The sequence below is a fragment of the Candidatus Vallotiella adelgis genome (assembly GCF_020541305.1).
Taxonomy (GTDB): Bacteria; Pseudomonadota; Gammaproteobacteria; order Burkholderiales; family Burkholderiaceae; genus Mycetohabitans; species Mycetohabitans adelgis.
Genome location: NZ_CP047396.1, coordinates 607,759 through 621,885, shown reverse-complemented (window position 1 = coordinate 621,885; position 14,127 = coordinate 607,759). Strand labels below are relative to the sequence as shown.

10 protein-coding genes and 1 pseudogene are annotated in these 14,127 nt (G+C 49.2%); all 11 read left to right on the top strand.

Translation table 11 applies throughout. The features are described 5' to 3' along the window. Positions 1–685: 685 nt before the first annotated feature. The 11 genes and pseudogenes from GJV44_RS02260 (at position 686) to murC (ending at position 14,125) form a co-directional block, all read left to right on the top strand. Positions 686–850, top strand: a complete 165-nt coding sequence (locus GJV44_RS02260) for a ferritin family protein (RefSeq protein WP_226806103.1) — start codon at positions 686–688, stop codon at positions 848–850. A gap of 766 nt (positions 851–1,616) precedes the next feature. Beyond that, positions 1,617–2,570, top strand: coding sequence for a 16S rRNA (cytosine(1402)-N(4))-methyltransferase RsmH (gene rsmH / locus GJV44_RS02255; RefSeq protein WP_226806101.1), 954 nt, complete (start codon positions 1,617–1,619; stop codon positions 2,568–2,570). Continuing rightward, complete coding sequence (gene ftsL / locus GJV44_RS02250; RefSeq protein ID WP_226806099.1) at positions 2,567–2,884, top strand: cell division protein FtsL; 318 nt, start codon at positions 2,567–2,569, stop codon at positions 2,882–2,884. Before rsmH ends, ftsL begins: the two co-directional genes overlap by 4 nt. Beyond that, positions 2,881–4,638 (top strand): peptidoglycan D,D-transpeptidase FtsI family protein, encoded by a 1,758-nt coding sequence (locus GJV44_RS02245; protein ID WP_226806097.1) that lies wholly within the window; start codon positions 2,881–2,883, stop codon positions 4,636–4,638. The genes ftsL and GJV44_RS02245 overlap by 4 nt, the downstream gene beginning before the upstream one ends. 4 nt (positions 4,639–4,642) lie before the next feature. Next, positions 4,643–6,160: a UDP-N-acetylmuramoyl-L-alanyl-D-glutamate--2,6-diaminopimelate ligase gene (locus tag GJV44_RS02240; RefSeq protein ID WP_226806095.1), complete on the top strand. Its 1,518-nt coding sequence runs from the start codon at positions 4,643–4,645 to the stop codon at positions 6,158–6,160. Positions 6,161–6,177: 17 nt separating this feature from the next. Further along, positions 6,178–7,584: a UDP-N-acetylmuramoyl-tripeptide--D-alanyl-D-alanine ligase gene (locus GJV44_RS02235; RefSeq protein ID WP_226806093.1), complete on the top strand. Its 1,407-nt coding sequence runs from the start codon at positions 6,178–6,180 to the stop codon at positions 7,582–7,584. Between the two features lie 27 nt (positions 7,585–7,611). Next, the gene (gene mraY, locus GJV44_RS02230; protein WP_226806876.1) at positions 7,612–8,781 is read left to right on the top strand and encodes a phospho-N-acetylmuramoyl-pentapeptide-transferase; all 1,170 of its coding nucleotides are present in this window, start codon (positions 7,612–7,614) and stop codon (positions 8,779–8,781) included. A gap of 25 nt (positions 8,782–8,806) precedes the next feature. After that, positions 8,807–10,324 (top strand): UDP-N-acetylmuramoyl-L-alanine--D-glutamate ligase, encoded by a 1,518-nt coding sequence (gene murD, locus GJV44_RS02225; protein WP_226806092.1) that lies wholly within the window; start codon positions 8,807–8,809, stop codon positions 10,322–10,324. A gap of 125 nt (positions 10,325–10,449) precedes the next feature. Continuing rightward, positions 10,450–11,610: pseudogene (ftsW, locus tag GJV44_RS02220) on the top strand (putative lipid II flippase FtsW); the annotation flags it as partial. Continuing rightward, positions 11,607–12,737: an undecaprenyldiphospho-muramoylpentapeptide beta-N-acetylglucosaminyltransferase gene (gene murG / locus GJV44_RS02215; protein WP_226806087.1), complete on the top strand. Its 1,131-nt coding sequence runs from the start codon at positions 11,607–11,609 to the stop codon at positions 12,735–12,737. The pseudogene ftsW and the gene murG, both read left to right, overlap by 4 nt. Next, positions 12,734–14,125, top strand: a complete 1,392-nt coding sequence (murC, locus tag GJV44_RS02210; protein WP_226806085.1) for a UDP-N-acetylmuramate--L-alanine ligase — start codon at positions 12,734–12,736, stop codon at positions 14,123–14,125. Before murG ends, murC begins: the two co-directional genes overlap by 4 nt. Positions 14,126–14,127 lie beyond the last annotated feature (2 nt).

Genomic DNA, 14,127 nt, shown 5'->3' with positions numbered 1-14,127 from the left:
ACATACTTAAGTAATTTTTATTCTGATAAAAATAGCTTTTTCGTCGAAAGAAAAGTAAAGTAATTTTAAGTACTTACTATACCGAAGATCGCAGGCAGATCCTAATTTCTATAGATTAGTTCACCTTCAAAATAGCATATACATAGCGTATATTTTCTAAATTTTTTAAAATCCGAAGATAAACGAATATCGCGGAACGAATATCGAGAATATAAAATATAAGATTTTAGTAAAAATATTCTGGATGTTAGAAAATATATATTACAACTTATTTCAAAGTTGAACAAAGATTCATGCAATGGATAGAGTTTTACGCTTCAGATAACCTTCTATAAAAGGAACTAGCACCCTGATGCATTAAAATCCCCGTATCAGGGCGTTAGAGAGTGATGAGAATAAAACAGCCTATACCATACCCGAACAAGGTAGCTGAGTAAAAAGCCAGCTTGGCGAGTCGGTGAAGCCAGAGGTATGTGCGCAGGCACTTTATCGGGCGCAGAAACTAGACACTCGCTTCAAGTATCTCAAGCAAGTATCCGATCGCGCCGTGTACAAAGAGCTAGGCTATCTAGCCCAGCTCTTTGCCGGGGGAGCCTACTTAATCTATTGTCGCATGCTAGCTCGTTCGCTATCGGCTTTATCGCCAGCGGGTTTGGTGATCGTGCATGAGCCTTAAATTTATGGCTTGAAACGGAGAGCTCAGATTGAGCGGCGCTTAGATAACCGCCTAGACCGACTGCCAGCGCTTAATGATGCCCCGTCGCATTCGATCATCGTTCAGATGCGCGCAGATAAGATTCACGTAGGCATGCCTCGTCGGGTGCAGGAAGCTCCACGCTTCCTGTTATAGTAAGCATACTCATGCGCATGGCCTCGCATATAATAATATGTAGTGCATATTATATTTAGCGCACATTGTCTGTCTTCCTAGATCTAGTAGTCGAGAATACTAGGCAGATTTGGGCAGCCGCATACGGTTAACTGCTAGTTACTGGGCAGTAAGTTAATTCGCACAATTAAGAGCGGGATAGTACCGTTATCGTTTCGCAGAAATGCTATTTCTGCTAGCATATGAACTACACAACGAGCAGACAAGCGAAAAAAGTACTGCATTTAAAACTACTGCAATAGATTACATGAACTTTTCATTCTATGATCTAGCTAGAAAATAGCTTTTCATAAGCATAGCAGTTTAATCCTTGACCCCTGCGAGACCTTCCCCTGAAGTACAGTTTCAGTGTAAAACCACATTTTTATGTTAGCCGAACAACTAGTACAATCATGAATTAGGGTGTATGTGCAATACCTGTCATCGACAGGGAGATAGAACATGTTCTAAAGGATAGCCGAGCTAACGCTCGATACGAAAAACAGATATCGGTATCGTCATATTCTCAAGAAACGTTAATAAGATAAAGCAGCGGGTCAGATAACAATTATTAAGCACTTAACCAGCTTCCCGTTTCTATTTGCATGATCTGCATAAGAGGTTTTCCAAGAAAAAATTTTCGTTTCTGGTAGATTCACCAATATATTCCCCGAAAAAGCAAGTTGCGATAGCAAAAAAATATGTTGAGCGCACTTAAGAAGTTTACTTTCTGATTGCGGAGCATGACATGGCATCCGTGATAGAAAAACTGGGACAACATCGCACAGTTCTACTAGATGAAGCAGTTCATGCATTGGTTACGCGTATCGATGGAGTCTATGTCGATGGTACATTCGGCAGAGGACGCCACAGCCGCGCGGTACTTGAGCGGCTTGCGCCTTCTGCGCAGCTGATTGCGTTTGATAAAGACCCAGAGGCAATCGAAGTAGCACGTCAGATCACTGATCCACGGCTTGATATTGTGCACCGTAGTTTCGCGAAACTGCGTGACGTCCTAGTAGCACGTGGTAATGTGCGTTTGTCAGGCGTATTATTGGATCTAGGTGTATCGTCTCCTCAAATCGGAAATCCGGAGCGAGGATTCAGCTTTCGCCATGATGGTCCACTAGATATGCGCATGGATCCGACACGAGGAGAATCTGCCGCGCAATGGCTCGCGTATGTAGATAAGCGAGAATTAATTCGGGTAATACGGGACTATGGTGAGGAGCGGTTTGCTATTCAGATTGCAAAAGCGATTATTGCTCGCCGGATGAAATCTGGGCGTCTCGGTCCTCTTATTCGTACAGGGGAACTTGCCAAGATCGTATCGAGTGTTGTCAAGACTCGTGAGAAAGGCCAAGATCCGGCTACTCGCACATTTCAGGCTATACGGATTCATATTAACCAAGAGCTTACGGAGCTATCAGTAGTTCTTAAAGATGCATTAGAGCTGTTGGAGAAAGGAGGACGGTTAGTAGTCATCGCCTTTCATTCGCTCGAAGACCGCATTGTTAAACGATTTCTTCAATCACGCGCGCGAATGCCCGTCATTGATCGTTACCTGCCAATTCGCGCGGCGGACTTTCCTAGTCCGCCGCTTCGCATTCTTGGGCGTGTATTTCCTAGCAAAGCAGAGGTGGCGGCTAACCCGCGTGCTCGCTCTGCTGTAATGCGTATTGCTGAACGAATATTAGAATGACCCGGTTTAGCATTTTTCTGCTTATTATTATATTGGGTTGCGCGCTATCGGTTGTCAACGCGACAAACCAGCAGCGTGAGATATTTATCAAACTTCAGCACGCCCAATCGCAAGAGTATCAGCTACAGTTGGATTATGCAGAATTGCAATACCAGCAAAGCGTATTATTGAAAACCTCGCGTATTGCACATATAGCTATTGCCGATCTGAAAATGCAGTCGGTAGTGCCAGGCCGCACTCAGTATCTGAATGCCGATTTGATGATCGTGCCAGTCAATACGTCACCGAGGATCATCGCAGGAGCGATCCGATGAAACACGCGGCTTACTGTCATCGTCATCCATCGTTTTTATCGAGTCCAGCTCTGTCGGTAAACTTACCCATGTGGCGTTCTAGGTTTATCGTGTTTTTGCTATTAGTTGCATTTATCGTATTAGCGGCACGTGCATTCTGGATTCAGGGGCCTGGCAATGAGTTTTATCAAAAACAAGGTGAAATCCGCTACCAGCGCACCATACAGCTTCCCGCTACACGTGGAAATATCCTGGATCGCAATGGGCTAGTGTTAGCTACTAGCTTGCCGGTTCGTGCGATCTGGGCTATTCCTGAATTAGTACCTACCGATCTAAGCGCCAATAAATTGGCGGAGCTCTCAAATCTGCTGTCTATCAAACAGAAACAATTACGCGCAAAGTTCTCACAAAATAAGACATTTGTCTATGTGAAGCGGCAAGTGCCATTAGCAGTCGCACAAAAGATATCTTTATTATCTATCCCCGGCATCTATGTACGTCCCGAATACAAGAGATTTTATCCGGAAGGTGAGATTACTGCACATATTATCGGCTTCACCAACGTTGAAGACGAGGGGCAGGAAGGGATCGAGCTGGCAGATCAAAATACGTTAGCTGGTGTTCCAGGCAGACGGCGCGTGATTAAAGACCGGATCGGTCGCATCATCAAAGATGTCGATGAATTAGTCCGGCCGCGTAATGGGCTTGACATTGAGCTATCTCTGGATAGCAAGATTCAGTACATTGCGTATGCTAATCTCAAAAAAGCAGTTGATCGGTTTAAAGCAAAAGCTGGTGCGGTGATCGTCATTGATGTGAAAACAGGTGAGGTGCTCGCGCTGGCCAACTATCCAACATATAACCCGAATGACCGTTCGCATATGAGCGGTGAACAGTTGCGTAACCGTGTTCTGACTGATACATCTGAGCCCGGCTCGATTATGAAGCCGTTTACTGTGTCGCTCGCGCTAGATTTACATCGTGTATCGCCGACAACGTTAGTTGATACCGGTGAGGGACGCTTTACCTTAGATGGCGCAACAATTACAGATGATACTAGATTTGGTATGTTGACTGTCAGTGGCGTTATTCAGAGGTCCAGCAATATCGGCGCAACAAAGATCGCGATGCGGTTGCGTCCCGAGGAAATGTGGAATATGTATATGAGAATCGGACTAGGACAAGCGCCGAAGGTTGGTTTTCCGGGTGCAGCAGCTGGTCGGCTACATCCCTGGAAAAGCTGGCGTCGCATCGAGCAAGCGACGATGTCATATGGGTATGGTTTATCTGCGTCGCTCTTTCAGCTCGGCCGGGCCTATACGGCGATTGCGCATGATGGCCGCATTGTTCCGCTGACACTGACTCGACAAAAAAACGGTAACGAGGCCCAAGGAATACGGGTATTTTCGGATACTACCGCGCGGCAGGTGCGTGCAATGTTAGAGATGGTTACGCAACCCGGTGGTACATCACCTAACGCGGCAGTACCGGGCTACCGGGTGGGCGGCAAGAGCGGAACCGCATATAAGCACGTAGGACATGGCTACGATCGTAGAAAGTATCGTGCGTCTTTTGTTGGTATGGCGCCGATGCCCAAGCCACGAATCGTAGTAGCGGTGTCAGTCGATGAACCAACGGTAGGCAGTCACTTTGGTGGGCAAGTATCCGGCCCTATCTTCTCGGCGATTGCCGGCGACACGCTACGTTCGCTAAATGTGCCTCCTGATGTACCAGTGAAGCAGCTTGTTGTCAGCGAAGATTCTAATCTAGATTAATCCGATGAATTGCTCGTTACTCACGCTCGAACAAATCGCGCACGCACGAGTTCATGTCGTTGCGTGGTTACGCGCTCAGCTTTCGCCGCATGCGCAACTACAGTCGGACAGTCGCGTAGTGCGTGTCGGAGACGCGTTTGTCTCATACACGGTAAGCGGCATAGATAGTTGTTCGCATGTATATATCACTGATGCAATCCAGCGCGGCGCGGCAGCAGTTCTAGTTCAGCCTGGTGGAGAGTTTCCAAAAAGCCGGCCGGTTCTTCAGGTTCCTAACCTAAAGCAGCTTGCTGGTTATATTGCTAGTACTTGGTATGGTGAGCCGAGTCGCGATATGCTGATGATCGGTATTACCGGTACTAATGGAAAAACCACAATTAGTCACTGGGTTGCAAGTGCATTGAGCGGCAGCGGAACCTATTGCGCGATCGTCGGCACGTTAGGAGCTGGACTGCCGGGGCGACTATTGAAGACCGGGTTTACGACCCCTGATGCGCTCCAAGTACCACGCAGTCTTGTAGGGCTGCGAGCGAATGGCGCACGGGCGGTATCAATGGAGGTGTCCTCACATGCATTAGACCAGGGGCGTGTCAATGGCGTCATGTTTGATATTGCAGTATTCACTAACCTGACGCAGGACCACCTCGATTACCATAAAAACCTTGAGTCGTATGAGGCTGCTAAGGTACAGCTATTTAACTGGCCTAGCTTACGCGCAGCGGTCATTAATCGTGATGATGAGGTTGGGTGCCGGCTAATTAGACATTTAGCCGATCGAGTACCTACGATATCGTACGGTATTGCTTCCACTAAACCGTATGGTGATGCTTCATTGCATGCAATAGCGATTCGCGCTACTGCTACCTCTACTGTCTTTAAGGTGATATCTGACTGGGGACATGCTGAACTTGAGGTGAGAACTTTTGGTACCTTCAATGTCGCCAATTTGCTTGCTGTTATTGGTGTATTACTAGCTGCCGATGTGCCATTCGATGCAACGCTGTCACAGATCGCAAGGCTAGAGCCGGTCAACGGACGAATGCAACAGCTCGGCGGGCGGCCGAAAATAAATGAGCCGCTTGTGGTGATTGATTACGCACATACGCCGGATGCATTAGAAAAAACACTTGATACACTTCGGTCGATTGCTACGCGGCGAGGTGGCCAGCTTATCTGCGTATTCGGCTGTGGAGGTAACCGTGAGGCGGCTAAGAGACCACTGATGGGAATCATTGCTGAGAGACTTTCTGATAGTGTCATTGTGACGAGTGACAACCCACGTAGCGAGCCTCCGCTAGCAATTATCAGCGAGATCATTAGTGCAATGCATGAGCCAGAAAAAGCGATCACTATTGAGGATCGTGGCAGCGCAATACTACAGGCAGTGCGTGGCGCATACCCTGCTGATATCGTGTTAATCGCCGGAAAAGGGCACGAAGAAACACAGGAAGTCATGGGTAACAAGCGGCCATTTTTGGATCAGGATTATGTGTGTCGTGCGCTTGCTTTACGTAGCACTTAACCCTGCGGAGAAGCTGTATGACAATGTTGACGCTGCGCGAGGCGGCGGAACTAATCAGCGACGCCATCGTATTGGGTGACGATACGATCGCTTTTGATCAAGTGTTAATCGATAGTCGAATTTGCGGGCCGTCCAGCCTATTTGTTGCGCTTAAAGGTGAGCGTTTCAACGCGCACGATTTTTTGCCAGAGATCATACGACGCGGTGTAGCCGCTGTATTGGTATCATGCAATTCTAGTGACTGGCGTGTGCCAGCGATTCGTGTATCTGACACGAGAGTCGCGCTCGGAAAGCTTGCTGCAGGATGGCGTCATAGATTTGCGTTGCCGCTGGTCGCGGTGACTGGCAGCAATGGCAAAACCACGGTTAAGGAGATGATCGCATCGATTTTTTCCGCCGCGGCTGATAGTGCGCAGGTGCTTTCAACACAAGGCAATTTGAATAACAATATTGGTCTTCCGCTCACGTTGTTGAGGCTCTCACAGCAGCATCGTCTGGCAGTTGTCGAGCTTGGCATGAGTCATCCAGGCGAAATGCAACAGTTAGCGCGGATTGCTGCACCCACAATTGCGCTCGTGAATAATGCCCAGCGCGAACATCAGGAATTTATGGTAACAGTCAAAGCTGTAGCATTAGAACATGCAAGCGTGCTCTGTGCCTTGCCGCCAGACGGTACAGCAGTGTTTCCAGCTAATGATCCATATGCCGGTATCTGGCATATAGCGGCTGGTGGTCACACCATCATAGACTTCGCTCTGCATCGGCCTGGTACTAATAGCAATGCGGCAGTTCAGGGTATGATTACGGATACTGGCGCATTGCGTATTGAGACCTATACTGGCGCACTTGAGGTATCGTTGAAGATGCCCAACGAGCACAATGCGCTTGCTGCTACTGCAGCAGCGCTTGCCGCTGGCGTTGGACTGGATGCGATACAGCGCGGGCTCGAGGCCTTCGAACCGGTTGATGGGCGACTGCAGACTAAGATCGCCCATGTCACACCATGGACCGGAGCAACGGTAATTGACGATACTTATAATGCTAATCCGGATTCGATGCGTGCAGCAATCGACGTTCTAGCAATGCGTCAGGCCCCACGTGTGCTAGTGATAGGAGATATGGGGGAGGTTGGCTATCATGGCCCTGCTTTTCATCGAGAAATCGGCGCATATGCGCATGAACGCGGTCTCGATGCGCTGTACGCACTCGGTGATGCGAGTCGCGATGCATGCACTGCATTTGGCCCACGCTCCTATCATTTTAATTCGGTTCAAGCGCTTGTTTCTGCACTGCTCTGTAAGGATATCGTTTCTTTAGAGAGTGCCGCTGGTGCGACGATTTTGGTCAAGGGTTCACGTTTCATGCGTATGGAGCGCGTAGTTCAGGCCTTAACTCTTCATATTGCAACCGATGCGCCAGGCTAGAGCCGGTGCCCATTGAGAGGAACTCCAATGCTATTGGCGCTAGCACAATGGCTAAAAAGCGATGCAAGCTACTTGCGTGTAGTCAACTACCTGACGTTTCGGGCGGTCATGGCAACTATCACCGCTCTGTTGATTGGATTCGTTTGCGGCCCTGCAGTTATTCATAAGCTATCTATTCTGAAGATAGGCCAGTCCGTACGCAAGAACGGACCGCAGACGCATTTAATTAAATCTGGTACGCCGACGATGGGTGGCGTGTTGATTCTAATTGCTATTGCTATTTCGACACTGCTGTGGAGTGATCTCACTAATCGCTTTATCTGGATTGTGCTGCTAGTTACCTGTGCTTTTGGTGTAATCGGCTGGATTGACGATTATCGCAAGGTTGTCTACAGAGATCCGAGAGGTATGTCTTCGCGAGAGAAGTACTTCTGGCAATCAATCATCGCACTGTTCGCTGCTATATACCTTGCATTTTCGTTCGCTGGGTCAGATAACGCATGCGTATTCGATCTATTTATAGTGTGGCTGCGCAGCCGAATCTTAGTCGGCTTGCCAGCGCACGCTGATCTTGCTTTGCCGTTTTTAAAAGCGATTAGTTATCCACTCGGTATCTGGGGATTCATTATATTGACTTATTTGGTCATCGTTGGATCAAGTAATGCAGTGAACTTAACCGACGGTTTAGACGGATTGGTAATCATGCCAATCATATTGGTTGGAGCAGTACTAGGCGTATTCGCATATGTGATGGGCAGCGCTGTCTATTCAAAATACCTTTTATTTCCGCATATCCCGGGAGCAGGCGAATTACTAATTTTCTGCTCAGCAATGGGTGGCGCAGGATTGGCATTTCTTTGGTATAACGCATACCCTGCGCAGGTATTTATGGGGGATGTCGGTGCGCTTGCGCTCGGTAGTGCCCTAGGTACGATCGCGGTGATCGTACGGCAAGAAATCGTGTTGTTCATCATAGGTGGTGTATTCGTTGCCGAAACTGTTTCAGTAATATTGCAGGTCACATGGTTTCGCTATACGAAGTGCCGCTATGGTGCGGGCAGGCGCATATTTAAGATGGCACCATTACATCATCATTTTGAGTTATCCGGATGGCATGAAACCCAGGTGGTCGTTCGATTCTGGATCATTACGTTCATGCTGTGCTTGTTTGGTCTGTCCACGCTGAAATTACGTTAAGCGTGAACTGAGGAAAAGAGAAACGATGTTCGGTGAGAGATTCCGAGAGCACCAACGCCTAAGAATCCTCGTATTAGGGATCGGCGAATCGGGGTTAGCGATGGCCCGCTGGTGTGCGCGCCACGGTTGCCGATTGCTTGTGGCTGATACTCGAGTCGCGCCACCGAATCTGTCGAAATTAGCAGTTCTAGGCATCGATGTTCCATTCATCAGTGGCGAGTTCGGTCCCGAGTTGCTAGATGATGGTATTGAGTTAGTGGCTATTAGCCCTGGTTTATCGCCGCATAGCGCTAATCTAGCTGCCTTAATGAGTGTAGCGCACGAGCGTGGTATTGAGGTATGGGGTGAATTAGAGTTTTTTGCGCAAGCATTGCGCGTATTAGCCAACGACGGCTACCGGCCTAAGGTGCTAGCGATATCCGGGACAAACGGAAAGACGACGACCACGGTATTAACCGGCCTGCTGTGCGAGCAGGCTGGCAAGAGCGTCGCGGTAGCTGGCAATATTAGTCCATCTATGCTAAATAAGCTGTCAGATGTTATTGACTTAGAGAAATTGCCGGACGTCTGGGTACTAGAGCTCTCCAGCTTTCAACTCGAGATGTCTTATACGTTTGAACCCGATGCAGCAGTCATTTTAAACATCACACAGGATCATCTTGACTGGCATGGCGGACTAGATTCCTACGCTACTGCAAAGGCCCGAATTTTCGGGCCTCACTCGTTACGTATATTGAATCGCGGAGATGCTCGCGTGATGGCATTCTTGCCGCCTGACGGTGCTAATGTAGCATATCAGCTCTTTGGACTCGACTTTCCACAGAATAATGGTGACTACGGTATTCAACGCGACAGAGGCATTACCTGGATTGTCCAGGCGTATAATTGTAAGGGTACATCAGAACAACGCGCGATACATTGCTGCCACAAGAGCAGCAGACTGCCATTTGATATTACGGTTAAGAGACTCTTTCCTGTTAATGCCATGCGAATTCGCGGCTTGCATAATGCAGCAAATGCAATGGCCGCACTTGCCTTAGCCCAGTCGATCAGTCTGCCGCTCGAGGAGTTACTACACGGTTTACGTGAGTACCGTGGCGAGCGGCATCGTGTTGAGTGGATTGGATCGATTGATGGGGTAGATTACATCAATGATAGCAAAAGCACTAATGTCGATGCAACTGTAGCGGCGCTCGATGGCCTTGCACAACGGATCGTATTAATTGCAGGCGGTGACGGTAAATCTCAAAATTTTGCACCGCTTATAGCACCAGTATCTCGCTGGTGCCGAGCCGTAATGCTCATTGGCCGCGATGCGCCTGTGCTTCGCACAGCGCTATCTGATGTTAGTGTCAAGCTAACCTTACATCCAAGCCTGCAGGCTGCAACGCGTGCCGCAGCAGCTATCGCCCAGCCTGGGGATGCGGTGCTGCTGTCTCCAGCGTGCGCGAGCTTAGATATGTTTTCCGGATATATACAGCGTGCGCAGGTATTCCTCAGCGAAGTCAAGAATATTGCGGCCGACAAAGGAGCGTTGCTATGAGCTGGGTAAAGTGGATTGCATCAAGGTTTACTCCGCGCCACTACGAAGCGCCTATTGATCCAGCTAGCTGCACCACCAGTGCAGCTATTCCAGTACACAGCACGAGGTTGGATAGCATGGTGAGCAGCGGCACCCGCCCGTTGCGCTCGCATATACATGACTATGATCACTCGCTGCTCTGGGCAACAATTGCGCTGTTGTCGCTCGGACTAGTCATGGTGTATTCGGCATCTATCGCTCTGCCTGACTCGCCTAAGTACTCAACCTATATGCCATACCATTTTCTTGTGCGGCATATTGCGTCGCTCGTGACTAGTCTATTTGGCGCGCTAATAGCGTTCCGTATTCCACTCAAGACCTGGGATAAATACGCACCACGGATTTTCCTAGTCGCGTTGTTATTGCTAGTCGTTGTTTTGATACCTTATCTAGGTAAAGGCGTGAACGGCGCGCGGCGCTGGATTTCTTTTGGTATTACGAATATACAACCGTCAGAAATTATGAAATTGGCGGTAACAATTTACGCAGCTAACTATACGGTTCGTAAGCAGGAGTACATGCATAAGTTTGCCAAAGGTTTTTTACCGATGGCGCTCGCAGTTGGCGTAGTTGGTGCGCTGCTTTTATTAGAGCCAGACATGGGGGCGTTCATGGTGATTACGGCTATCTCGATGGGCGTATTATTCCTAGGTGGTGTCAGCGCACGACTTTTCATCGGCTTGGCATTGACCGCTATTGGTACGTTCGGCATGCTAGTCTGGCTCTCGCCGTGGCGACGAGAGCGCATTTTTGCGTATCTCAATCCGTGGGACGACCGCTATGCACAAGGAAAGGCCTACCAACTGACTCATTCACTAATCGCATTCGGACGCGGCGAGTGGTTTGGGGTTGGCCTAGGCGGTAGCGTTGAGAAGCTGAGCTATCTACCTGAAGCGCATACCGACTTTATTCTCGCTGTCCTCGGCGAGGAACTTGGATTTTTGGGTGTAGTCGTCGTAATCTTGCTATTTTATGTAATCATACGGCGTGCGTTTCAGATCGGCCGCCAGGCGTTTGCACTAGATCGCATATTCTCTGGATTATCTGCGCAAGGCATCGGTCTATGGATCGGCACACAGACTTTTATTAACATGGGGGTAAACCTCGGCCTGCTGCCGACTAAGGGGTTAACGCTACCGCTCGTTAGCTATGGCGGCTCTGGAATCTTACTCAACTGCATGGCGTTGGTGCTGCTCATGCGCGTTGATTTCGAGAACCGAGTACTAATGCGCGGAGGTAAGGTATGAGCGTACACACGCTGCTTGTCATGGCGGGTGGCACGGGCGGCCATGTATTTCCTGGATTGGCAGTTGCACGTCAAATGCAAGCACAAGGATGGCGGGTTATATGGCTTGGTAATCCAGCAGGAATGGAGGCGGTTTTAGTGCCCAAGTACGGCATTAAGATTGAATTCGTGGATTTTAGTGGTGTACGCAGCAAGGGCATTGCCAAAAAGATATGCTTGCCGCTTAACCTGCTGCGCGCGTGTCTACAAAGTCACGCAGTGCTTTGCCGAACGCGTCCCGACGTTGTGCTTGGTATGGGGGGCTATATTACCTTTCCGGCCGGAATGATGTCTGTGCTCGCGCGCATTCCACTTGTGCTGCACGAGCAAAATTCAATTGCGGGTCTAGCTAATAGTTTATTATCTAAATTCGCGCACCGAGTGCTGGTCGCTTTTCCTGATGTACTACCCGGTGCGAAATGGACCGGTAACCCGATCCAAGCAGAGCTAGCTTCAGTACCTCTTCCCGAAGAACGGTATGCTGCGCGTACTGGACCATTACGGGTTCTAGTAGTCGGTGGCAGCCTCGGTGCCACAGTGCTCAATAAAATAGTTCCTCGCTCATTGGCATTGCTTGATCCGGCACAGCGTCCACATGTAGTACACCAGGCCGGCGCTAAGCATATTGCGGCATTGCGCACGTATTATGCAAACGCGGGACTGATGCAATCCAATTGCATCGAGCTGCTCTCATTTATTGATAATATGGTGCACGCCTATGCCGAGGCTGATCTGGTCATTTGTCGGTCCGGCGCAATGACAGTATCAGAAATTGCTGCTGTAGGCGTAGCGGCACTCTTTATACCGTTCCCGCTTGCTGTCGATGACCATCAGACAACCAACGCAGCATTTCTTGTCGCGCATCGCGCAGCGAACGTTATGCAACAAAATGAATTATCCGCAGAAAAACTTGCAGACTGGATCGGTAAACAGACGCGCGCGTCACTTCAACAGGTCGCGGTTTGCGCGCGTAAACTAGCTCAATTCGATGCTGCTGAGCGCGTTGCACAGGTATGTGCTTCGCTTGTTGCGCGTGATGTAGAATCTGAATCGCGCAATACTCGATATGGCCTGCAAAACAAAAAATGAAGCATATTGTCAAGTATATTCACTTTATTGGAATTGGTGGAGCCGGGATGAGCGGGATTGCCGAAGTTCTTATGAACTTGGGCTACCAAGTCAGCGGCTCAGATTTAAGTCGCTCAATTATTACTGATCGGTTGAGCTGGCTTGGCGCCCACGTCAAGTTCGGTCATGATGCAAGGCATATTGATGGTGCGGATGCAGTTGTAATTTCCGCGGCAGTTCGCGATGACAACCCTGAGGTTCTTGAAGCGCGCCATAGGCATATTCCGATTGTGCCCCGTGCTGTTATGCTTGCGGAGCTCATGCGACTTAAGCAAGGCATTGCGATTGCCGGCACACATGGAAAAACTACGACGACTAGCCTTGTAGCTAGCGTGCTCGCGGCTGGCGGACTAGATCCAACTTTTGTGATAGGAGGGCGACTGATCAGCGCGGATGCGAACGCACGACTCGGCACAGGCGATTTTATTGTTGCCGAGGCTGATGAGTCAGATGCATCATTCCTTAACCTACTTCCTGTGATTGAAGTTATTACAAACATCGATGCTGATCATATGGATACGTATAGTCATGACTTCGCGCAGCTCAAACAGGCGTTCATAAAATTTACGTATCGCCTTCCATTCTATGGCATTGCAGTGCTATGCGTAGATGACTTAAACGTGCGTGAAATTTTACCGTTCGTATCTAAGCCGATCATTCGTTATGGCTTCATGCAGGAAGCAGATGTGCGTGCGACCGAGGTACACGCTAGGGATGGACGAATGTATTTTACTGTTTATCGCACCGATGCAGCGCCATTGGATATTGTGCTGAATTTACCCGGTTTGCACAATGTGCAAAATGCATTAGCAGCTATCGCGATCGCTACTGAGCTGGAGGTGACTGATACCGATATTCAATCAGCGCTCTCCGAATTTAACGGCGTAAGTCGACGTTTTCAGCGTTACGGCGAAGTGCCGCTCACGCGCGGCGGCACATACTTGCTTATCGACGATTATGGCCATCATCCGGTTGAGATCACTGCCACAATCGCCGCAGCGCGCGGTGCATTTCCGAACCGTCGGTTAGTGCTTGTTTTTCAGCCACACCGCTATACGCGAACTCGAGATTGTTTTGAGGATTTTGTCAAGGTACTCTCGACAGTAGACGCGTTGGTGCTAACTGAGATCTATGCAGCTGGCGAAGTAACGATTATGGCCGCGGATGGTCGCGCGCTAGCGCGGGCTATCCGCCTGGCCGGTAGAGTTAAACCGGTATTTGTTGACACTCTCGACAAGATTTCAGATGCTCTAGCTGTGGTGGTCGCCGACGGCGATATTGTAATGACGATGGGGGCAGGTTCGATTGGTAATGTGCCGGCGCGACTTATACAGGAAGCAAAAGCGTGATA

What these genes read in the sequence shown, in the direction of transcription:
- rsmH (WP_226806101.1), top strand. Translation starts at nt 1,617, where the DNA reads ATGGCATCCGTGATAGAAAAACTGGGACAACATCGCACAGTTCTACTA.
- ftsL (WP_226806099.1), top strand. Translation starts at nt 2,567, where the DNA reads ATGACCCGGTTTAGCATTTTTCTGCTTATTATTATATTGGGTTGCGCG.
- GJV44_RS02245 (WP_226806097.1), top strand. Translation starts at nt 2,881, where the DNA reads ATGAAACACGCGGCTTACTGTCATCGTCATCCATCGTTTTTATCGAGT.
- GJV44_RS02240 (WP_226806095.1), top strand. Translation starts at nt 4,643, where the DNA reads ATGAATTGCTCGTTACTCACGCTCGAACAAATCGCGCACGCACGAGTT.
- GJV44_RS02235 (WP_226806093.1), top strand. Translation starts at nt 6,178, where the DNA reads ATGACAATGTTGACGCTGCGCGAGGCGGCGGAACTAATCAGCGACGCC.
- mraY (WP_226806876.1), top strand. Translation starts at nt 7,612, where the DNA reads ATGCTATTGGCGCTAGCACAATGGCTAAAAAGCGATGCAAGCTACTTG.
- murD (WP_226806092.1), top strand. Translation starts at nt 8,807, where the DNA reads ATGTTCGGTGAGAGATTCCGAGAGCACCAACGCCTAAGAATCCTCGTA.
- murG (WP_226806087.1), top strand. Translation starts at nt 11,607, where the DNA reads ATGAGCGTACACACGCTGCTTGTCATGGCGGGTGGCACGGGCGGCCAT.
- murC (WP_226806085.1), top strand. Translation starts at nt 12,734, where the DNA reads ATGAAGCATATTGTCAAGTATATTCACTTTATTGGAATTGGTGGAGCC.